The organism is Streptomyces sp. NPDC090032 (assembly GCF_044748025.1).
GTDB lineage: Bacteria > Actinomycetota > Actinomycetes > Streptomycetales > Streptomycetaceae > Streptomyces.
The window spans coordinates 36642-56436 of record NZ_JBIVFF010000023.1; the positions used below are offsets into that span (position 1 = coordinate 36642).

The following is a 19795-nucleotide window of genomic DNA, read 5'->3' on the forward strand; positions in this document are numbered from 1 at the left end:
CCTCTAGGCGGCCGGCGCGACGAGCCGGTACCCGACGCCGCGCACGGTCTCGATGAGGGCGGGCATGCGCAACTTGGAACGCAGGGAGGCGACGTGCACCTCCAGGGTGCGGCCCGTCCCCTCCCAACTGGTGCGCCAGACCTCGCTGATGATCTGTTCCCGGCGGAACACCACTCCGGGGCGCTGCGCGAGAAGCGCCAGGAGGTCGAACTCCTTGCGGGTCAGTTGGACAACCGAACCGTCCACGCTGACCTGGCGGGTGGGCAGTTCGATACGCACGGGCCCGAGCCGCAGACCGTCCTCGGCCGGTGCGGACGCCTCGTCCGGCACGCTGCGCCGACTGACCGCGTGGATCCGGGCGAGCAGCTCCCCGGTGTCGTACGGCTTCACCACGTAGTCGTCGGCGCCGAGGTTGAGGCCGTGGATGCGGGAGCGTACGTCCGCGCGCGCGGTCACCATGATCACGGGTGTCGACGTGCGCTTGCGGATCTTGCCGCACACCTCGTAGCCGTCCTGGTCGGGCAGCCCGAGATCGAGGAGTACGACCCCGAAGGCGTCCGCCTCGGGAACGAGCGCCCGGAGCGCTTCCTCACCGCTGCGGGCGTGGGCCACCGTGAAGCCGTGCCGGGCGAGGACCGCCGACAGAGCGGCGGCGACATGGTTGTCGTCCTCGACGAGAAGCAGTCTCATCACGGCCCCCTTCGGTTCATCGGTCGTTCGGCCCCAGCACGCCGGCGGGCGCTATCCGTGCACGCGTGCGCGGCACACCAGGGCATCCACTCCGATGGATAAGGACGCCGTCAAGAGCGTTCCGGTTACAGGCACCTTCCGTTATCCAGCCGGTACGCGCGGGGCCACCCTCTTCACGCATCGTGTCCGGTTGAAGCCGGATCGTTATGCTCAAGTTCCCCTCAGATGTAATGACGCTGGTCGTACGGCATTACTACTGTCCTCCCAACCGAGGAGGATGGAGCAAGACCCCGATGACCGATGTATCGGTGACCAAGGACGCCATTCCCGCGGCCGACGAGCTGGTCGTACTGAACCAAGTCAACAAGCACTTCGGCGCGCTGCACGTGCTCCAGGACATCGACCTGACCATCGCGCGTGGTGAGGTCGTCGTCGTCATCGGACCCTCGGGCTCCGGCAAGTCGACGCTGTGCCGCACGATCAACCGCCTGGAGACCGTCGACACGGGTTCCATCACGATCGACGGGAAGCCGCTGCCCCAGGAGGGCAAGGAGCTCGCCCGCCTCCGCGCGGACGTGGGCATGGTCTTCCAGTCCTTCAACCTCTTCGCGCACAAGAGCGTGCTCGAGAACGTGATGCTGGGGCAGATCAAGGTCCGCAAGGCGGACAAGAAGGTGGCCGAGGACAAGGCGCGCGCCCTGCTCGACCGGGTGGGCGTCGGCACGCAGGCGGACAAGTACCCCGCGCAGCTCTCCGGCGGGCAGCAGCAACGCGTCGCGATCGCACGGGCGTTGGCGATGGACCCCAAGGTCATGCTCTTCGACGAGCCGACGTCGGCCCTCGACCCGGAGATGATCAACGAGGTCCTCGAGGTCATGCAGCAGCTCGCCCGCGACGGCATGACGATGATCGTCGTCACGCACGAGATGGGCTTCGCGCGCTCGGCGGCCAACCGCGTGGTCTTCATGGCGGACGGACGGATCGTCGAAGAGGCCACCCCCGACCAGTTCTTCAGCAACCCGCGCAGCGACCGGGCCAAGGACTTCCTGTCGAAGATCCTGCACCACTGACGCTGACGCACGGGCGTCTGACCTTTCACGGCCGAAATCTGCTGACACGAAGGATGTTCACCATGAAGCTCCGCAAGTCCGCTGCCGCGGCGGCCACCGTGGCCGTGCTCGCCCTCACCGCCACCGCGTGTGGCGGCGACTCCGGCAACGCCGGTGACAAGCCCGCCGGCGCCGCCGGCGGCAAGGACCAGCCGAAGCTGCCCACGTACACGGTCGCCTCGGGCGTGAAGCTGGACTCCGCGACGCTGAAGCGGGCGCAGAAGGCCGGCAAGCTCGTCATCGGCGCCAAGAACGACCAGCCGTACCTGGGCTTCCAGGACACCGACGGCAAGCGCTCGGGCTTCGACATCGAGATCGCCAAGATGGTCGCCGCCGACCTCGGCTTCAAGCCGTCGCAGATCGAGTTCAAGACGATCGACTCGAACGTCCGTGAGACGACCATCTCCAAGGGCGAGGTCGACCTCTACGTAGGCACCTACACGATCAACGACGAGCGCAAGAAGCAGGTCGGTTTCGCCGGTCCGTATTTCATGGCCGGCGCCGACCTCCTCGTCCGCGGTGACGAGAAGGGCATCACGGGTCCGGAGTCCGTCAAGGGCAAGACGGTCTGCTCCATCAAGGGCTCGACCCCGCTCCAGGAGATCAAGAAGCCCAAGTACGGCGCCAAGACCGTCGAGCTGTCCAAGTACTCCGAGTGCGTGCAGCAGCTGCTCAACAACGAGGTCGACGCCGTCACCACGGACGACGCGATCCTCAAGGGCTACGCCGCCCAGCGCCCGGGCAAGCTGAAGGTCGTCGGCAAGCCCTTCACCGAGGAGCCCTACGGCGTCGGCATGAACAAGGACGACAAGGCGCTGCGCGAGGCCGTCTCGAACGCCATCGAGGCCCACGAGAAGAACGGCGACTACAAGAAGGCGTACGACGCGACGCTCGGCCTGTCCAAGTCCGCGTACACCGCGCCGCCGGCGCTCGAGCGCTACTGACGCGCTGACGGTGCGGGCCACGGCCCGCACCGTACGACCCCCCGGCAGTGAACGGCCCACCACGGGCGCAACCGCACAGTGCGCCCGTGGCACGGCCCGCGCTGCCTGTCCGCCGCCGCCCACGAGGACATCCCCGTGAACGTATTGCTCGACCATCTCGCGGAATTCCGCGAGGGGTTCATAGGCACCGTCCTGCTGACCCTGGCCAGCGGGCTCCTCGCGATGGTCCTGGGTGTCATCATCGCCGGGTTCCGTGTCTCACCCGTGCCCCCGCTGCGCTTCTTCGGCACCGCCTGGGTCACGCTCTTCAGGAACACCCCGCTGACCCTGCTCTTCCTTGTGGCGTGGTTCGTCGTTCCGGTCATCTTCATGCCGGGCCTCAGCCCGTGGGCCAAGGCCCTCATGGCGCTGAGCTTCTACACCTCGGCGTTCGTGTGCGAGGCCGTCCGGTCCGGCATCAGCACGGTGCCGCTGGGCCAGGCCGAGGCCGCCCGGTCCATCGGGATGAGCTTCTTCCAGACGCTGCGCCTGATCATCCTTCCGCAGGCCACCCGGACCGTCCTGCCGCCGCTCAGCTCGATCTTCATCGCGCTGACGAAGAACTCCGCGATCGCGGGCGCGTTCAGCGTCACCGAGCTGTTCGGCGTGCAGAAGCTGCTCAGCGACCAGGGCTTCGCCATCGCCTGGATCTTCCTCTGGGTGGCTCTCGGCTACCTGGTCATCACCTTCACCATCAGCGGTCTCTTCCGGCTGCTCGAGCGGCGCATGGGGGTCGCACGATGAGTTCGAGCGTCCTGTACGACACACCGGGCCCCAAGGCCCGGGTGCGCAACCGCATCTACACGGTCGTCGGCTCCCTGGCCGTGCTCGGCCTGATCGCGTTCACCCTCTACCGGATGAACGTCAAGGGGCAGCTGGAGCCCGAGGTCTGGAACATCTTCAACAACGCCGGTGTGCGGACCAGCATCCGTGACGGCGTGCTCACCACGCTGAAGGTGTTCGCCGTCGCCGGCGTGCTCTCCCTGGTGCTCGGCCTGCTCCTGGCCGTCGCGCGCCTGTCCGAGCACAAGACCGTCCGCTGGGCCGCCACGGGCTTCATCGAACTGTTCCGCGCGATCCCGCTGCTGATCACGATCTACGCCCTGTGGTTCCTGTTCCTGACCTACAAGAACAGCCTCGGTGTCGTCGGCGACAACACCGCCTTCTGGGCGCTCGTCATCGGCCTGACCGTCTACAACGGCTGTGTGCAGGCCGAGGTGATCCGGGCGGGCGTCAACGCCGTGCCGCGCGGACAGGTGGAAGCCGCTTACGCGCTGGGGCTGCGCAAGTCGCAGGTCATGACGATGCTGCTGCTGCCGCAGGCCGTGCGCTCCATGCTGCCGGCGATGATCAGCCAGCTGGTGGTGACCCTCAAGGACACCTCGCTCGGCTACATCATCACGTATGACGAGCTGCTGTTCGCGGCCCGCAGGATGGCCAACACCATCCTCGTCAACGGCGACTACCCGATCACTGCGGTGGTCATCGTCGTGGGTGCGATCTACGTGGCACTGTGCCTGGCCCTGGCCGGGCTCGCCACCTGGATCGAGCGGCGCGGCCGACGCGCGAGGACCGGCATCGCGGTGGCGTCCGCGACCGAGCCCTCCGTCGCGGACTCGACCGACTGAGCTGCTCTGCAGAAGAACTGACGAGATGTGAGCAAACGGAGGCAGTGGCATGATCGCCACTGCCTCCGTCACTTGACGCAAGCACCCGCAATGGGTTGCATACGTTCTGTGATCGTGCACCCCGCTCCAACTGCCCTTTCCTGTACGCCTCCCACCGCACTCCCCGGGGCAGGAGGAGCCGCGCCGTGGACCCGGTGATCGTCGTCGGCGCCGGGCCCGTCGGGCTCACGCTCTCCCTCGCTCTCGCCCGCCACGGAGTGCCCTCCGTAGTGCTCGACGAGGGCCCCGGCAAGGACGAACAGCGCCCCGCCAGGACCGTGATCCTCCGCGAGGACACCGCCGCCCTCGTGGAACGCCTCGCCGGAACGTCCTTCGACAAGACGGGTACGCGCTGGACCGGCTGGCGTTCACTGCGGCGCAAACAGGTGATGCGGGAGCTCACCTTCGGTGAGCAGATGCCGTCCCCGCTGCATCTGGCCCAGCACGAACTGACGGGCGCCCTGCGGGAGGCCGCCGACGGCGAGCGGCTCATCAAGATCGCCGTGAACAGCCGCCTCGACTCGATCGAGCAGGAGCGCGGCGCACTGACCGCGCACACCCGCGGCCCCAAGGGCACCTGGTGGCGCGGCAGCTTCCTGGTGGGCTGCGACGGCCCGCGCTCCACGGTCCGCAAGCTGCTCGACATCCGCTTCCCCGGCCGCACGTCCGTCGAGCGACACGCCGTCGCCGCGCTGCGCACGGAACTTCCGTGGCCCGGCGAGGCGTTGCTCCATCGGAGCCTTCCCTGGCGGACGTCCGGCCCGTCGGGCGGGGAGGTCGTCGGCCGCCCCCTCGCCGACGGCGTCTGGCGCCTGGACTGGCTGCTGCCGCCCCGCAGCGAGCTGGTCACGCCCGACATCCTGGTGACCCGCATCCGGGAGACGCTGGCCGGCTGGTGCGCCGGCTCGACCCCACCGTACGAGCTGCTCGACACAGGGGTGCACACGGTTCACCACCGCCTGGCCCGGCGGTGGCGGGTCGGCCGGGTCTTCCTCGCCGGCGACGCGGCGCACCTGCTCGGCGCGCTCGGCACCCAGGGCCTCGACGAGGGCCTGAGGGACGCGGACAACCTCGCCTGGAAACTGGCCCTCGCCTGGCACGAGGGCCCGCACGAGGCTCTCCTCGACAGCTATCAGACCGAGCGCCGCGCGGTCGTCGCGGGCCGGCTGCGCGCCGCCGACCAAGCGCTGCCGATACTGCGCGGCGGCAAAGGCCTGCGCTCGTACGTCGCGGGATCCGCACGCGGCCATGACGTGCTGCTCACGGACGGTCACCTGGGGCACGGCGCGCTGGGCGCCCCGGGCACGTACGCCGACTCGCCGCTCGCGCCGGAGCCCGCCGAGTCCGAGACCGGCGTCGGCACGGCTCCGGGCGCGCCCGTCCAGGACGTGCGGGTCACGGCGCCCGACGGGTCCTTCGTGCGGCTGCGGGACCGGCTCGGCCTCGGGCACCTGCTCGTCGTCCTGATCGCGCCCGGCACGGGTGTGTGGGAGCGACGGCACTGGGTCTCGGCCGGGGTCATGCCACGGCTCGCGGCCGCCGTCGCGGCGCTGCCGCACGAGGCGGAACTCCTGGTCGCGGAGAGTTACCCCGGCGCCCCGGCCCACTCCGTTCTCCTTGTGCGTCCGGACGGACACCTGGTCACGGCCCTGAGCGGGGTGCATCCCGCTCAGCTGTACGCGGCCGCGCAAGCCGCGCTCGGAGGGCCCGTGGAGAGCGGCGCGAAGGCCGGGAGCGCCGCCGGAACGAGTTGACTGACCATTTGGATAGCGACGCCGCATGATTCGTGACGAGGTATCTGCGTGTGCCCCATTTGGGATTCGGAGGTAATAGACGGTACTTATGGACGACGATTGCGACCGACCGCTTTTCGAAGCTCAAATCTTCCCCAACTCCTCGCACCAACACTACAGTTGATCTACGGTGTGGGGGTGTCCCCAGATCTTGCCGACCGATCTGACCAAACGGTCGCCTGGGTGAGACTGCACCAGAAAACGGGAGGAACAGTGAAGAAGATTCTGCGAGGCCTGGGAATAGGCTCCGTCGCCCTTGCCTGTGTATTCGTGTCCAGCGGCGGGGCCCAGGCGGCCACCACGGGGCACGGAAAGTCGTACCACGCCTGCAAGAACTACGTGAAGATCTGGCGCAGCCACGGCAAGGTGTACGCCTACGGGACGCAGGTCTGCAGCAAGAAGCGCAGCATTCAGCGTCCCGAGGCCGCGATCAGCGCATACAAGAACGGGGAGTTCAAAGACATCTCGAAGGGTCAGTTGGGCAGCTGCCACAACAAGAAGACCTGCAAGAGCCCGAAGGCCTCACTGAAGGTTCACAAGGGTTACACCTACAGGGCACTGAACGCTGGAACCGCGTCGATCGGCATTCCCGACGAGGGCGATTACCTCTGGCCGAAGAAGACCCAGGCCCAGGCTTACTACAAGGCTAGGTAAGAGCCTTCGACAGCGCCAAGTAATACCCTTTTCAAATGGACAGGTTCTCCCCATGATGGAGAACCTGTCCATACCTGTTGGTGGCGTTGACCGTTCCGGCACATTAATGCCGCACAAGTCACTGCAAGCAGAGTGCGGCGGTCCCGGAGGCTCCTCGGGCACGACCTCGGGATGCTGACGGAATTGCTCGAACAGCCGGAAGTGCCGCCGGAACGAGTTGACCGACCCTCTCCGCCATGGTGTACTCCGGAGCGTGACCGACACCGATGTGCGCCTGTGGCGGAGGGTCCATATGGACCTCGTCCGCTATGCGGGCTGCGTGTGTCGCCCGTCCTGCTGAATTCGCCTCTTCCCTCTGCGCGCCCCCCTTTCCCGGGTTCACCGGTTCTTCGGGGCCTTGTCGCGCGCTTTCCGCGAACCTTCAGGACGGTACCCGTGTCTGCCTCACCCTCCCCTTCCCTGGTGACCGCTGCGCCCACGCAGCGTGACCTCCTCGACTTCGTACGCCGTACCGCCGAGGACCACGACCTCATCGCCTCGCTCCCGCTGGATCCCGAGGGCCGCACGTGGGTGCGGCTCGAAGGGCCCGGCGGCAGCGAGGCCTGGCTCATCGGCTGGCCGCCCGGCACAGGCACCGGCTGGCACGACCACGCCGAATCCGTCGGCGCCTTCCTCACGGCGTCGGGCGAACTCAAGGAGAACTCACTCACGGCCCGGCTGCCCACCGACGGCTGGAAGACGCTGGAGCTGTCCGAAGACGTCGACCGCGAGCGGACGTTGACCGCGGGCAAGGGCAGGGCCTTCGGACAGCACCATGTGCACGAGGTCCTCAACGAGTCCACGAGCGAGCACGCGGTCTCCGTCCACGCCTACTACCCGCCGCTCCCGCAGATCCGCCGCTACAGCCGCACGGGCGCGGTGCTGCGGCTCGAGTCGGTGGAGCGGCCGGGGGACTGGCAGTGAGCGGAGGGGGCAGGGTGGGTGACGTGACTACTGGGGTGAGTGGCGGCGTGAGCGGCGCGGGTGCCGTGGGTGGCACGGGTGGCTTGAGCGGTTCGCGGAGTGAACGGCCCGAGGGTATAGACGAGTTGCTCGACCGGGTGCGCCTCGATCTGGACCGGGTCGAGGCCGCTGAGGCCTACGCGTCCGCCACGGCGGGCGACGCGCTCCTGGTCGACATCCGGTACGCGGCGCTGCGTGAGCGGGACGGCCTGATCCCCGGGGCGCTCGTGGTGGAGCGCAACGAACTGGAGTGGCGGCTCGATCCGCAGGGCAGCCACCGCGCGGCCGAGGCCACGAGCCACGATCTGCGCGTTGTGGTCGTCTGCAACGAGGGGTACGCGTCCAGCCTCGCCGCCGTCTCCCTGCGGCAGTTGGGGCTGCACCGGGCCACGGATCTGGTGGGCGGCTTCCAGGCGTGGAAGGCGGCAGGCCTTCCGGTGTCCGACTGACGGACGCGTGGAGCTGTCCGTGTACGTGGTGGTGGGCGCCCCTGATGTAAGGGGCGCCCACCACTGCGTACTGTCCCTTACTCCTTGGCTGTTGCCACCTCCACCGGACGGGGCTTCAGAGCGGCGCGGCCGGGCAGCGCGGTCGCGGTGAGTGCGAGGAGTCCGGCTGCGGCGACCACGGCCACGTAGACGAGGGGGGCGACGGCGGGGGCGGCGCGGCCGGTCATGCCGACACTGAAGGCCGTCAGGACGGCCAGCGCGATACCGCTGCCCAGGGTCGTGCCGAGGAACAGGACGGCGAGGGCCTCGGTGCGCAGCATCCGCAGGACCTGGCGGCGGGTGGCGCCGGCGAGACGGAGCATCGCGAACTCCCGGATGCGTTCGGAGACCGACATCGCGAGGGTGTTGACGACGGCGATCGCGGTGAACGCGAGGATCAGGCCCATGGCGAGCAGGTTGACCTCGGCGTTGTCCTGCTGGCGTTCGGCCTGGAGGCCGTCGGCCGCCTCGGGGGCAAGGACGCGCAGCCCCGGGAACTCCCGGACGGTGCTTGCGAGTTGTCCCTTTGTGCGGCTGGTTCTGACGAGTACGGAGGAGGCGAGGGGATTGTCGACGTGCCGGGCCACCAGGTCATGGGCCAGGGTCAGATCGCCGAAGCCGAGACCCTTCGCGTAGACGGCCGCCACGGTGAGGGTGGCCGGTGTGCCGTCCCCGAGCGTCAGCTTCAGCCTGCTGCCGGGCTTCAAGTGAAGCTGATCGGCAGCGAGTTCGCTGACGGCGACACCGTCCTGCCGGAAGTCCTTCAGCGATCCCGCGGTGACGTCCGGGTCCCATGTACGCGTGAGGCCTGCGCGGGTGACTCCCTGAGCCGGGTACTTGTCGAGTCCCACGCGCACGGTGGTGCGGACGACCTCGGTCGCGACGGTGCCCTTGGCCGTACGGAGCTTGCGCGCGGCCTCGGCGGGAACGCCAGGGCCCTGTGCCGCGACGATCCAGTCGGCCCGGATTCCTTCGCGCGCCTGGGCGCGTGCCGCGTTGCCCAGGGTCGGCTGGGTGAACAGGACGGTGCAGGTCATGCCGATGAGCAGGGCGAGCGGGGTGACGGCGGCGGCCATCCGGGCGGCGTTGCCACGGAGGTTGGCGGTGGCCAGCTTGCCGCCGAGCCCGGCGAGGCGCAGCGGTCCGGCGAGGAGGGCCGCCGCGCCCTTCACCAGGAGCGGGCCGAGCAACGCGACCGAGGAGGCGAGGACGACAACGGCCAGGAAGGTCACGGGAGTTGCAGCGGGTTCGGTGCGCAGCGCGCTGAGGAGGACGACGAGGAAGGCGCCGCCCGCGAGAAGCGCGATCCCGGCCGCGATCCGGCCCCAGGCGGGCCGCGCCCGCTCGACCCTGGCCTCGGCGAGCGCCTCGGCGGGGCGGATACGGGCGATACGGCGGGCTGAGATCCGGGCGGCGGCCCAGGCTCCGAGCAGCGTGGCACCGACGGCTGCGAACAGCGGGAAGACGCTCACGGTCCGTTCGAGAGTCGGCGGCACCGCTCCGAGGTCGACGAAGCGGTGATACAGCCACCCTCCGAGCGGAAGCCCGGCGAGGGAGCCGAGGACGCCCGCGGCGGCACCGACGATCAGCGCCTCACGCCCGAGGAGTTTGCGGATCTGCCGGGGCGTGGCGGCGATGGCGCGCAGCAGGGCGAGTTCGCGGTGGCGTTGCTGGACGGACAGCGCGAAGGTGCCGACCACGACGAGGACGGCGACGAGGAGGGAGGTGCCGCCCATCGCGCCACCCATGCTCACGAGCTTGATACGGGCCCCCGCGGCGTCGAGGAACTCGACGGGACCGCGGGCGTCGCCGGTGCTGACCTGCGCGGTCGTGCCGTCGAGGGCCTTGGCGACGGCACGCGCGAGCGCTGCCGGCTCCTGGCCGGGCGCGGGGATGACGGCGAGGGCGGTGACCTGGCCGGGGTGGCCGGCGAGGTGGCGGGCCTCCGAGGCGGTGAAGAACAGCGAGGTCTGGTGGGTCACCGACGCTCGACCGGTGGGCGCGGCGATTCCGGTGACACGGTAGGTGCGCGGCGCCTGGGTGGACTGGACGGTGAGGCTGTCTCCGGGCGAGAGGTGGGCCCGATCGGCCAGGTGCCGGTCCACGACGAGGTCCTGGGGCTTGGTGGGTGCGGTGCCGGCTGTCAGGGCGTAGGGGGTCAGCGCTGCGGAGTCCCAGGCGTGCCCGTAAGCGGGCCTGTCGGGGGCGGCGGCTCCTGGCGCCAAGGGCTGCGCCAGGAAGGTGAGTTCGGGGACGACGCGCTCGACGCCGGGGAGGTCGCGGAGCCGTCGCGCCGTGTCCTGTGGCAACCAGGCCCGCTCAGCGACCGGTTTGGCCTTGTGTTTGACCTTGGTCTTGCCCTTCTTGTGCTTGACCGTGGTCTTGTGGACGTTCTGGTCGGCGGAGACGACGACGGGGGCGGCCGCGTACCGCTCGGTGCGGATGGTGCCGCGCAGGCCGGTCTCCAGAAGGGTGCCGCAGGCCGTGATGAGGGCTGCCGCGCACATGAGGGCGAGGAAGGCACCGAAGAACCCTCCTTTGCGGTCCCGGACGGTGTGCAGTGCGTAGCGCAGCATCATGGCGTGTCCGTCTCTTTGCTGTTGTCGGTGGCCTGGATCGCCTCGGCCGGAGCCGGATTGCCCTTGGCGGCCGGAGCCGGATTTCCGTCAGTGGCCGGATCCTCATGTGCCGGGGCGGCGTCGGCGCGGGTGCTGTCAGCGCGGGCGTCGTCGGCGCGGTCCGGCGCGGGGAAGGCGAGCAGGCGGGTCAGGACGGTGCGTGCGCCGTCCGGAGTCTCACTGTCGGGGCGCTTGTAGCGGTTGAGGAGGGCGATGAACTCCTCGAAGAACGCGCGGAGTTCGGGCAGCGTGAGCCGGATCGTGCCGCGCGAGCAGGGGAAGGCGTCGGCCCACTCCCCCAGGTCCTGCCCCTCCCGCTGGAGCCGCTCGAAGAGTTCGAGGTCGGCGGAGTACGAGAGGTGGTTCAACTCGTCCATGACGAGCCGGGTTTCGGCGTTCTGGCGGCTGCGGGGCGGAAAGCGGCGGTCGCCCGGGACGGCTCGCCACCAGCGCTCGCGCCGCCCGCCCACACGCCCGCTCTCGTCCCCGCTCGAGCTCTCCTCAACGAATCCGTAGCGGGCCAGCTCACGCAGGTGGTAGCTGGTGGCGCCGGTGTTGAGCCCGAGGGCGCGGGCCAGCGTCGCGGAGGTCGCGGGGCCGTGAAGGGTGAGGTGCTGGAGGATCTGCTGGCGACGGGGCTGAGCCAGCGCCTTCAGAGTGCTGAGATCGCTCAGCTCCTGGCCGCCGGCGGGAGCGGCGGAACCGCGTTCCGGTGTCATGCGTACACACTCGCCTGTGCACATATCCCTGTGCACTGCGGTGACCAGGCGTCATGACCCGGGGGTTAACCCCACCTGGGTGAGGGCGAGTTCGGCGTCGGACCCCCGTACCGACGCCGCCCTCCCCCTCACCAGGCGGAGCTTGGACACCCTCCGCCAGGAGGAGCGCAGAAGCCTCCCGAGGCGGATCTCGGAAATCCCTCACCAGGCGGACCTCACAAGCCCCGCACAAGGTGGGGATCAGAAATCCCTCACGAGCCGGAGCTCAGAAGTCACCCAACCCGAGGTCCTCGGTCTCCTCGCCCTCTTCCTCCAGGGCCTGGCGGACCACCTTGAGCGCCATGCCCTCCGGGTATCCCTTGCGGGCGAGCATGCCCGCGAGGCGGCGCAGGCGCTTGTCGCGGTCGAGGCCGCGTGTGGAGCGGAGCTTGCGGGCCACGAGCTCGCGAGCGGTCTCCTCCTCCTGCTCGGAGTCGAGCTGCCCGACGGCCTCGTCGATCACCGCCGAGTCCACCCCCTTGGTCCGCAGCTCCCGGGCGAGCGCCCGCCGGGCCAGCCCCCGGCCGTGGTGACGCGACTCCACCCAGGCGTCCGCGAAGGCGCCGTCGTTGATCAGGCCGACCTCCTCGAAGCGGGACAGCACTTCCTCCGCCACCTCATCGGGGATGTCCCGCTTCGCCAGCGCGTCGGCGAGCTGCTTGCGTGTGCGCGGCTGTCCGGTGAGCAGGCGCAGGCAGATGCCACGCGCCCGCTCGGCCGGGTCCGCAGGCGGCTCCCCCTTCTCGGCCCTCGACGAGGACGGGGAGCCGCTGTCCTGTTGCCCGCCGGCGGCTTCACCGAAGCCGCCGCGCCGCCGGCGGCCACGGCTGCGCCCGCCGCCACGGGTGGCGCCACCGCCCCGTGGACCGTCGCCGTCACTCAGTACGTCGCCGTCACGCGGCGCCCCGTGCCCGTCCAGGTCACCCAGGCCCCCGTCGCCCAGGTCCGTCGGGGAGGTGGGGTAGGCGTGATCGGCCCAGTCGGTTCGTCGCGTCACGGACTAGCTCTTGGCCGCCGCGGCCTTGGACTTGGCGGCCTTGCTCGCGGGCGCGGGCACCGTCTTGGCCGCGTCCTCGGCGGGGGTGGCACCCGCCGCGTCAGCGCCGGGCTCGGTCGTGGGCGCCTCCGGCTTCACACCCACGCCCAGCTTCTCCTTGATCTTCTTCTCGATCTCGTTGGCCAGGTCGGGGTTGTCCTTCAGGAAGTTGCGCGCGTTCTCCTTGCCCTGGCCGAGCTGGTCGCCCTCGTACGTGTACCAGGCGCCCGCCTTGCGCACGAAGCCGTTCTCCACGCCCATGTCGATCAGGCCGCCCTCACGGCTGATGCCCTGGCCGTAGAGGATGTCGAACTCGGCCTGCTTGAACGGCGGCGCGACCTTGTTCTTGACGACCTTGACGCGCGTGCGGTTACCGACCGCGTCGGTGCCGTCCTTCAGCGTCTCGATACGGCGGATGTCGAGTCGCACCGAGGCGTAGAACTTCAGCGCACGGCCACCGGTCGTCGTCTCCGGGGAGCCGAACATCACGCCGATCTTCTCGCGCAGCTGGTTGATGAAGATCGCGGTGGTCTTCGACTGGTTGAGCGCGCTGGTGATCTTCCGGAGCGCCTGGCTCATCAGGCGGGCCTGCAGACCCACGTGCGAGTCGCCCATCTCGCCCTCGATCTCCGCGCGCGGCACCAGGGCGGCCACGGAGTCGATGACGATCAGGTCGAGCGCGCCCGAGCGGACCAGCATGTCGACGATCTCGAGTGCCTGCTCACCGTTGTCCGGCTGGGACAGGATGAGGTTGTCGATGTCGACGCCGAGCTTCTTCGCGTACTCCGGGTCGAGGGCGTGCTCGGCGTCGACGAACGCCACGGCGCCGCCGGCCCGCTGCGCGTTGGCCACGGCGTGCAGCGTCAGGGTCGTCTTACCTGAGGACTCCGGCCCGTACACCTCCACCACGCGGCCGCGCGGCAGGCCGCCGACGCCGAGGGCCACGTCGAGCGCGGTCGACCCGGTGGGGATGACCTCGATGGGCTCATTCGGCCGCTCGCCCATGCGCATCACTGCGCCCTTGCCGAATTGCCGTTCAATCTGTGCGAGTGCGGCTTCGAGCGCCTTCTCGCGGTCAGTTCCTGCCATGGGTTCCACCCGATTTGCTTGAGTCGATCGCTTCACGTCAAAGACGCTAACGCCTGCCACTGACAATCGGCCTCGACGCCCGTCCGCCTGTGGATAACTCGAGGCTCACAGCCCTGCCGCTCTCACCGGATTCCCCGGAAACACTGGGGAAAGAGCCGCCAGACACTCCATAAGAATGGATGTTCGATTTTGGTGTCAAGCGGACCACGCGCACCACGCGCCCTGTGATGCGGGGCTCGTGGACTCTGGGGCTCCCGAGGCTACTCCGGGGCTCCCCGAGGCCTGGAGACTCGTGGATGCCTTCGCCCATACGCTGCGGGACCCCGCCCCCGGTCCTGTCCGCCGGGCTCCTCCTCCTCTCTGGCCCTTCCCTGGCCGGGCGCGGGCAGGATGCGAGCGACTCCGGGAAGGCCTCGCGCCCACCTGCTCCGGCCACCCCGGCCTCACCGTCCGCCGGCCTGCCGCAGGCGGAAGTGCCGGCGCAGCGCGTACGGTCGCGAGTCCGACGCCGCCGAGATCATGGATGTCGCCGCCAGGGCCCGTCCTCCACAGGCAGCCCTCCTGAAGCCCGGCCCTTCACCGGCCCCTCACCGGCAGACCCGCGGGTCCCCGGCCGCTCCCGGCAGCTACTCCCCCTGGCGTACGAGCGGTGTCTTCGGCCGGGGGACGACGGCTCGGCCCCCGTTCGCGAGGCTTGGGCCATGGAGAACGCGCCGAACCACCGCCCGGGGATCTTGCAGGACCAGCTCTTGAAGAGCCCGCGAGAGCGCCATTCGGTCCGGCGGCCCCGCCTTCGTCGTCACGCTCGCCTCCCTGGGCGCTGCCCGCGCTGCCGATCGTCGGCCGGATCGCGGCCGGCGCCCACCACCCCGCAGTACCGCCCGGCAACGTCATCCCGGTGGCGGCCGCCGCCCTGCTCGCCCGGCGGCCGAACCCCTGGACCGCCGACTCGCCCTGGCCGTCGGGCTGTTCGTCAGCTCGGCGCCGTCGTCACCCCCGACGCCGGCGGCCACCTCTCCTCCGGCGACTGCCTCCTCGCCGTCTCCGCTCCGGCCGAACTCCTCGCCCCCACCGGCATGGTCGTGGCCGGTGCCGTGTCCGTGCCGTGGTTCGACCGCCCCAAGGAGGTGCGTGTCTGATGTCTTCACCCACCGCAGCCTCTCCCCTGCCGGGCCGGCGCCCAGCCCTGACCGGCGCGGTGCGCGACGTGTGGCGAGCCGCCCGCCCCGCCGAGCGCCTCTGCCACGCCACCGGCGCCGCCCTCACCCTCTCCGGCCTCGCCCACCTGCTGGTCTTCGCGGTCGACGGAGGGCCGTGGGACGGCCCTGTCTCGTGGCGCAAGCCGGTCACGTTCGGCGTCTCCTTCGGCCTGACGCTGATCGCGCTCACCTGGGTGACGTCGTACCTGCGGATCGGCGCCCGCACCAGGCACGTCCTGCTCGTCGTGTTCGCCGCCGACTGCGTCCTGGAGGTCGGCGGCATCACCCTCCAGGCGTGGCGGCGGGTTCCGTCGCACCTCGACATGGAGTCCGGCTTCAACACCGCCGTGTCCATGTCCCTCGCGGTGGGCGGCGGGATCCTGGTCGTACTGCTCTCCGCGTTCGCGGTCGCCTCGTTCCGGCGCCGGCCGTCGGGGCCCACGGGGATGCCGCTCGCGCTGCGGTCCGGGTTCGCGATTCTGCTGGTCGCGCTGGCGTCCGGCGCCGCGATGATCGCGCGCGGGGTGATCCTCACGAAGACCGGCCACCAGGAGGCGGCCTACCACTCGACGGCACCGCTCAAGCCGCTGCACGGCGTCAGCCTGCACGCCGTGCTCGTCCTGCCCGCGCTGGCCTGGCTGATGTCCCGTACGGCATGGAGCGAGAGGGCCAAGAACGGCGTGATGCGCGGTGCGGTCGCCTGCTACACGGCCGCTGTCGTCGCCGCCGGGATCTGGGCGGCGATCGCCTACTGAGACCTCAGGCCCACCTAGGACACCTACTCAGAGCCGTCGCGGGGATCGTCCGCGTCCCTATCGGGTTCCGGCCCGGGCGCCGCTTCACCCCTCGGATCGTCCGGCTTGCGCAGGGCGGCCCGCACGCGCGCGAAGAGGGACGAACCGGATCTGCTCCGATGACCGTGCACCCGCGGGTCGTCCGTGACGGCGTAGCGCTTCACGTACGCCCCGAGGAAGGCCTGCAGCGTCGCCACCGCGGGGATCGCGATCAGCGCGCCGACCGCGCCGAGGAGCGCCGTGCCCGCGATGACGGAGCCGAAGGCGACCGCCGGGTGGATGTCCACGGTCTTCGCGGTCAGCTTGGGCTGGAGCAGATAGTTCTCGAACTGCTGGTAGACGACTACGAAGATCAGCACCCACAGCGCGTACCAGGGGTCGACCGTGAAGGCGATCAGCATCGGCAGGGCGCCCGCCAGATACGTGCCGATGGTCGGGATGAACTGGGACACGAGACCGACCCAGACGGCGAGCACGGGCGCGTAGGGCACGCCCAGGGCCTCGAGCAGGATGTAGTGCGCGATCCCGGAGATCAGTGCCATCAGGCCGCGCGAGTAGAGATAGCCGCCGGTCTTGTCGACCGCGATCTCCCAGGCGCGCAGCACCTCGGCCTGCCTGGCGGGCGGCAGCACCGAGCACAGCGCGCGCCGGAGCCGGGGGCCGTCAGCCGCGAAGTAGAACGAGAACAGCAGTATGGTCAGCAGCCGGAACAGGCCCCCTAGGACCTGCCCCGACACGTCGAGGACACCGCTCGCGCTGTTCTGCACGTACTTCTGGAGCCAGTCGGAGTGCAGCAGGCTGTCCTGGACCGCGACCCTGCTCAGGTCCGTGTGGAACGTCCGGTTGATCCAGTTGATCACCGAGTCGAGGTAGGCGGGAAAGTCCTCGACCATGCTGACGATCTGGCCCGCGAGCATCGAGCCGAGCAGAAACATGAAACCCAGGGCGACGATCGTGACGCCCAGGAAGACGATCCCGGTGGCCAAGCCCCGGCGCATGCCGCGCCCGGCCATCCAGCTGACCGCCGGCTCCACGGCGAGCGCCAGGAAGAACGCGATCAATACGTTGATCAACAGCCCGGTGAGCTGGTGGAACGCCCAACTGCCCAGCTGGAAACAGGCGATGAGGGCCAGGGCGAGCACCATGGCCCGCGGCAGCCAGCCCGGCATCCGCACACGCGCGCTCGCGGCCCCGCCCCCGGGGGGTGTCGGGCCGGGCGGGGAGGCGTCGTCCGCCGCCTGCAAGGTCTCGTCTCTGGGTGCCACGGAGCCAGTCTCGCCCACTCCACTGACAGCCGGTCACCGCCCCCGCTCGTCCGAGCAGGTCAGCGGTTCTCCGACGGAACATTCACCGTGGCGCACACCACACGCCACACGTCCTTGGCCTCCCAGCCGGCATCGAGCGCCTCGTGCACGGTGCGCCCACCGAGTTCCGTCATCACATGATCGCGCGCGAATGTGTCGGCGTAGCCAGGACCGAAGTGATCCGCCATCCGCTGCCAGAAGACCGTCAACCGCATGACACCAGTATCCCGCCCCTGAGAGTGCAGCCCGGCACGGAAGGCTCACCGAGAACGCTTTCCGTCCTACGGTCGGTGCATGGCCGAAAACGGAGCATCCCCACTCCCTCAGACCACCTCGGCGCCCTCCCCGCTCTCCCGTGCCGAGCACTTCATCTGGCTGACCGCGCGCGTGCTGGAACAGCGCCGCTTCGCCTACCACTTCCTCGGCGCGGGCCGGGCGGGCGCAGACGCCGTCGAGACCGCCCTCGCCGCCTACCGCAACGAGGACGAGGGCTACGGCCACGCCCTCGAACCCGATCTCCGCGGCCCGGTGAGCCAGCCGCTGCACACCGGGCACGCACTGCGCGTCCTCGACTCGATCGGCCGTTGCAGCGGCCAGCGCGTGGAGCGTGTGTGCCGCTATCTGACGTCCGTCTCGACCGCCGAGGGAGCTCTCCCGGCGATCCGTCCCAGCCAGCGCGGCTACCCGTGCGCGCCCTTCATGCCCGTGGTGGACGATCCGCCGAGCGAGCTGCTCGCCACGGGTCCCGTGGTCGGCCTGCTGCACCGTAACCAGGTGTGGCATGCGTGGCTGTTCCGGGCGACCGACTTCTGCTGGGCCGCGGTCGAGTCCCTGAAGAAGTCCCATCCCTACGAGATCGAGGCGGCCGTCGCCTTCCTGGACGGCGCACCCGACCGCCCGCGCGCGCAGGCAGCCGCCGACCGGCTCGGCCGTCTCGTGCGCGAACAGCGGCTTGCGCTGCTCGATCCCGGGCGGCCGGAGGCTTATCCCGTAGCGCCCGGGTACGCACCGGGTGAGCACCACCTTCCGCACGACTACGCGAAGACTCCGGAGTCGCTGGCGCGCGCGTGGTTCACGGATGAGGAGATGGGGCGCTCGCTGGACTTCCTCGCGGGCGAGCAGCAGGACGACGGCGGGTGGCCCATCCACTGGCGCCAGTGGGCTCCGGTGGTCGCGCTGGAGGCGCGCCCGATGGTGACGGTCGAGGCGCTGCGCACGCTGCGGGCGTACGGGCGGCCCATCGCCTGACGCTTTCGCGGGCGGCGCCTCAGGAGGCGTCGGCCGCGTCTCTGAGCAGCAGCGCGGCGATGGCGAGGGCCGTCCCACGCGGAGCCGACAGGTCGATGCCCGTCTGTTCGCCGATGCGGGCGAGCCGGTTGTCGACCGTGTTGGGGTGCAGGCCGAGCGCGGTGGCTGTCGCCCTGCGGTCCTGTTGGTGGGCGAGATGTGTCCGCAGGGTGTCCAGGAGTTCCGGCCGGTCGGCCACCGGGTCCAGGAGGGCCGCTATCCGGTGGCTCGTCTCGCTGGGACGGGACAGGTGGTACTCCAGGAGCACGTCGTCCAGGCGGTGCAGCCCGGCCGGAATGCCGCACGCGCGCGTGATGCGCAGGATCTCGGTGGCGGTGCGGGCCGCTGCGGTCACCTCCTCGGGTCCGGCCGCCTGCACGGCGGCCACCCGGACCTCGAACCCGCCGGCCTTGGCGAGGCGACCGGCCAGATCGTCCGGAGCCCGGCAGTCCCTGGGCACGATGACCCGCCCGCCGTCGGCCTCCAGGAGGGCGAGCACTTCCACCCCGAAGGTGTGGTCCAGGACGGTCTGCACGCGACGCAGCCTGCGCCGCACGGCGACCCGTCCCTCGGCGGGATCCGCATCGAGGCCCAGAGCCAGGACGAGCGCGGGCCCTTCGAGGCGGAGCTGGTCCAGGAGGACGTGTCCGGGCGGGACCATCCCGTCGAGCAGCCCACGCACCAAGGAGCGCACTTGGGCTCGCTGCTCGGCCTCCAGGGCGGACCGTTCGTCGAGATACGTCTCGGCCACGGCTCCCACGATCCCCTGGTGCGACTGCAGCAGAACGTCCACCAGCTCGGCCAGCGCGCCTTCCTCACCGGGGCCCGCAGCGTCGCGCAAGGCCTGCCACAGGACGTAGAGGCCGTGTGCGTAGGTGCGCAGGAGGAGGTGCAGCGGCATGCCCTCCTCGGCCCGCTGGGCGGCGCGCTCGCGGAACAGCCGGTGGCTGCCGGGCTGGACCAGGTCCGGCTCGCTGACACTGCGCAGGAAGAGCCGTACGCCGTGCCGCGCGGTCGCGGCGACTTCCAAGTCCTTCACGTCGTCGGGGAGTTCGGCGTATCCGGGCAGTTCCTCGAACGACTCGCGAGCCATGCGGCGGGCGAGTTCGTTGACTCTCGGTTCGCAGCGCGCGGCCAGGGAGCGGGCTTCGGGCGACAGGGCCACTGTTACTCCATTCCCCCATGGACGTGGACCGGGCACGGCGTTTGTGACGCGTCACATTACCCACGGGTGGGACATGTGACGTGAGGCGGTGTTCGATCTCACATCGGGGGCCGAAACTCGTGGCCGGGGGCGAACGACCGCACTGCACACGAGGAGCCG

19 protein-coding genes are annotated in these 19795 nt (G+C 70.1%); 11 read left to right on the forward strand and 8 right to left on the reverse strand.

Going from position 1 to position 19795, the window contains the following annotated elements; genetic code table 11:
- Positions 1–3: 3 nt before the first annotated feature.
- Positions 4–690, reverse strand: coding sequence for a response regulator transcription factor (locus ACIPWY_RS38075; protein WP_362909272.1), 687 nt, complete (start codon positions 688–690; stop codon positions 4–6).
- A 293-nt stretch (positions 691–983) separates the two neighbouring features.
- Here ACIPWY_RS38075 and ACIPWY_RS38080 point away from each other — a divergent pair, with 293 nt between their 5' ends.
- The 9 genes from ACIPWY_RS38080 to ACIPWY_RS38120 all read left to right on the forward strand — a co-directional run bounded on the left by ACIPWY_RS38080 (position 984) and on the right by ACIPWY_RS38120 (position 8347).
- Positions 984–1760: an amino acid ABC transporter ATP-binding protein gene (locus tag ACIPWY_RS38080; protein WP_393703629.1), complete on the forward strand. Its 777-nt coding sequence runs from the start codon at positions 984–986 to the stop codon at positions 1758–1760.
- 62 nt (positions 1761–1822) lie between these two features.
- Complete coding sequence (locus tag ACIPWY_RS38085; RefSeq protein ID WP_389488443.1) at positions 1823–2743, forward strand: glutamate ABC transporter substrate-binding protein; 921 nt, start codon at positions 1823–1825, stop codon at positions 2741–2743.
- Positions 2744–2878: 135 nt separating this feature from the next.
- Complete coding sequence (locus tag ACIPWY_RS38090) at positions 2879–3526, forward strand: amino acid ABC transporter permease (RefSeq protein WP_362909266.1); 648 nt, start codon at positions 2879–2881, stop codon at positions 3524–3526.
- Positions 3523–4410 (forward strand): amino acid ABC transporter permease, encoded by an 888-nt coding sequence (locus ACIPWY_RS38095; RefSeq protein WP_362909264.1) that lies wholly within the window; start codon positions 3523–3525, stop codon positions 4408–4410. Before ACIPWY_RS38090 ends, ACIPWY_RS38095 begins: the two co-directional genes overlap by 4 nt.
- A 185-nt stretch (positions 4411–4595) precedes the next feature.
- Complete coding sequence (locus ACIPWY_RS38100) at positions 4596–6203, forward strand: FAD-dependent monooxygenase (protein WP_393703632.1); 1608 nt, start codon at positions 4596–4598, stop codon at positions 6201–6203.
- Between the two features lie 252 nt (positions 6204–6455).
- A complete protein-coding gene (locus ACIPWY_RS38105) occupies positions 6456–6896 on the forward strand; it encodes a hypothetical protein (protein ID WP_389488436.1) in 441 nt (146 codons plus the stop codon).
- Between the two features lie 268 nt (positions 6897–7164).
- On the forward strand, positions 7165–7236 hold the full coding sequence (locus ACIPWY_RS38110) for a putative leader peptide (RefSeq protein ID WP_309544753.1): 72 nt from the start codon (positions 7165–7167) through the stop codon (positions 7234–7236).
- A 95-nt stretch (positions 7237–7331) separates the two neighbouring features.
- Positions 7332–7859, forward strand: a complete 528-nt coding sequence (locus tag ACIPWY_RS38115; RefSeq protein WP_362909260.1) for a cysteine dioxygenase — start codon at positions 7332–7334, stop codon at positions 7857–7859.
- A gap of 47 nt (positions 7860–7906) precedes the next feature.
- Positions 7907–8347, forward strand: a complete 441-nt coding sequence (locus ACIPWY_RS38120; protein ID WP_393703838.1) for a rhodanese-like domain-containing protein — start codon at positions 7907–7909, stop codon at positions 8345–8347.
- A 77-nt stretch (positions 8348–8424) separates the two neighbouring features.
- Here ACIPWY_RS38120 and ACIPWY_RS38125 read toward each other — a convergent pair whose 3' ends face one another.
- The 4 genes from ACIPWY_RS38125 to recA all read right to left on the reverse strand — a co-directional run bounded on the left by ACIPWY_RS38125 (position 8425) and on the right by recA (position 13887).
- Positions 8425–10965 (reverse strand): FtsX-like permease family protein, encoded by a 2541-nt coding sequence (locus tag ACIPWY_RS38125; RefSeq protein ID WP_393706072.1) that lies wholly within the window; start codon positions 10963–10965, stop codon positions 8425–8427.
- Complete coding sequence (locus ACIPWY_RS38130; protein ID WP_393706073.1) at positions 10962–11723, reverse strand: ArsR/SmtB family transcription factor; 762 nt, start codon at positions 11721–11723, stop codon at positions 10962–10964. The genes ACIPWY_RS38125 and ACIPWY_RS38130 overlap by 4 nt, the downstream gene beginning before the upstream one ends.
- Before the next feature lie 265 nt (positions 11724–11988).
- Positions 11989–12759, reverse strand: coding sequence for a recombination regulator RecX (recX, locus tag ACIPWY_RS38135; protein ID WP_393706074.1), 771 nt, complete (start codon positions 12757–12759; stop codon positions 11989–11991).
- Positions 12760–12762: 3 nt separating this feature from the next.
- Positions 12763–13887: a recombinase RecA gene (gene recA, locus ACIPWY_RS38140; RefSeq protein ID WP_362909252.1), complete on the reverse strand. Its 1125-nt coding sequence runs from the start codon at positions 13885–13887 to the stop codon at positions 12763–12765.
- 1138 nt (positions 13888–15025) lie between these two features.
- Here recA and ACIPWY_RS38145 point away from each other — a divergent pair.
- On the forward strand, positions 15026–15841 hold the full coding sequence (locus ACIPWY_RS38145) for a hypothetical protein (protein ID WP_362909250.1): 816 nt from the start codon (positions 15026–15028) through the stop codon (positions 15839–15841).
- A gap of 23 nt (positions 15842–15864) precedes the next feature.
- Here ACIPWY_RS38145 and ACIPWY_RS38150 read toward each other — a convergent pair whose 3' ends face one another.
- A complete protein-coding gene (locus ACIPWY_RS38150; protein WP_393706075.1) occupies positions 15865–17145 on the reverse strand; it encodes an AI-2E family transporter in 1281 nt (426 codons plus the stop codon).
- 59 nt (positions 17146–17204) lie between these two features.
- Positions 17205–17399, reverse strand: coding sequence for a DUF3046 domain-containing protein (locus ACIPWY_RS38155; RefSeq protein WP_362909248.1), 195 nt, complete (start codon positions 17397–17399; stop codon positions 17205–17207).
- Between the two features lie 79 nt (positions 17400–17478).
- Between ACIPWY_RS38155 and ACIPWY_RS38160 the strand changes: the two genes are divergently transcribed.
- Complete coding sequence (locus tag ACIPWY_RS38160) at positions 17479–18432, forward strand: hypothetical protein (protein WP_362909246.1); 954 nt, start codon at positions 17479–17481, stop codon at positions 18430–18432.
- A gap of 19 nt (positions 18433–18451) precedes the next feature.
- On the opposite strand, the gene ACIPWY_RS38165 is transcribed toward ACIPWY_RS38160, so the two are convergent.
- Positions 18452–19636 carry a PucR family transcriptional regulator gene (locus tag ACIPWY_RS38165; RefSeq protein ID WP_393706076.1) on the reverse strand — a complete coding sequence of 395 codons (1185 nt, stop codon included), beginning with the start codon at positions 19634–19636 and terminating at the stop codon, positions 18452–18454.
- Between the last annotated feature and the right edge of the window lie 159 nt (positions 19637–19795).

Bases quoted from the DNA above. Each gene is read 5' to 3' on its own strand.
- ACIPWY_RS38075 (WP_362909272.1), bottom strand. From the start codon at position 690: ATGAGACTGCTTCTCGTCGAGGACGACAACCATGTCGCCGCCGCTCTG.
- ACIPWY_RS38080 (WP_393703629.1), top strand. From the start codon at position 984: ATGACCGATGTATCGGTGACCAAGGACGCCATTCCCGCGGCCGACGAG.
- ACIPWY_RS38085 (WP_389488443.1), top strand. From the start codon at position 1,823: ATGAAGCTCCGCAAGTCCGCTGCCGCGGCGGCCACCGTGGCCGTGCTC.
- ACIPWY_RS38095 (WP_362909264.1), top strand. From the start codon at position 3,523: ATGAGTTCGAGCGTCCTGTACGACACACCGGGCCCCAAGGCCCGGGTG.
- ACIPWY_RS38125 (WP_393706072.1), bottom strand. From the start codon at position 10,965: ATGATGCTGCGCTACGCACTGCACACCGTCCGGGACCGCAAAGGAGGG.
- ACIPWY_RS38130 (WP_393706073.1), bottom strand. From the start codon at position 11,723: ATGACACCGGAACGCGGTTCCGCCGCTCCCGCCGGCGGCCAGGAGCTG.
- recA (WP_362909252.1), bottom strand. From the start codon at position 13,887: ATGGCAGGAACTGACCGCGAGAAGGCGCTCGAAGCCGCACTCGCACAG.
- ACIPWY_RS38145 (WP_362909250.1), top strand. From the start codon at position 15,026: ATGTCTTCACCCACCGCAGCCTCTCCCCTGCCGGGCCGGCGCCCAGCC.
- ACIPWY_RS38155 (WP_362909248.1), bottom strand. From the start codon at position 17,399: ATGCGGTTGACGGTCTTCTGGCAGCGGATGGCGGATCACTTCGGTCCT.
- ACIPWY_RS38160 (WP_362909246.1), top strand. From the start codon at position 17,479: ATGGCCGAAAACGGAGCATCCCCACTCCCTCAGACCACCTCGGCGCCC.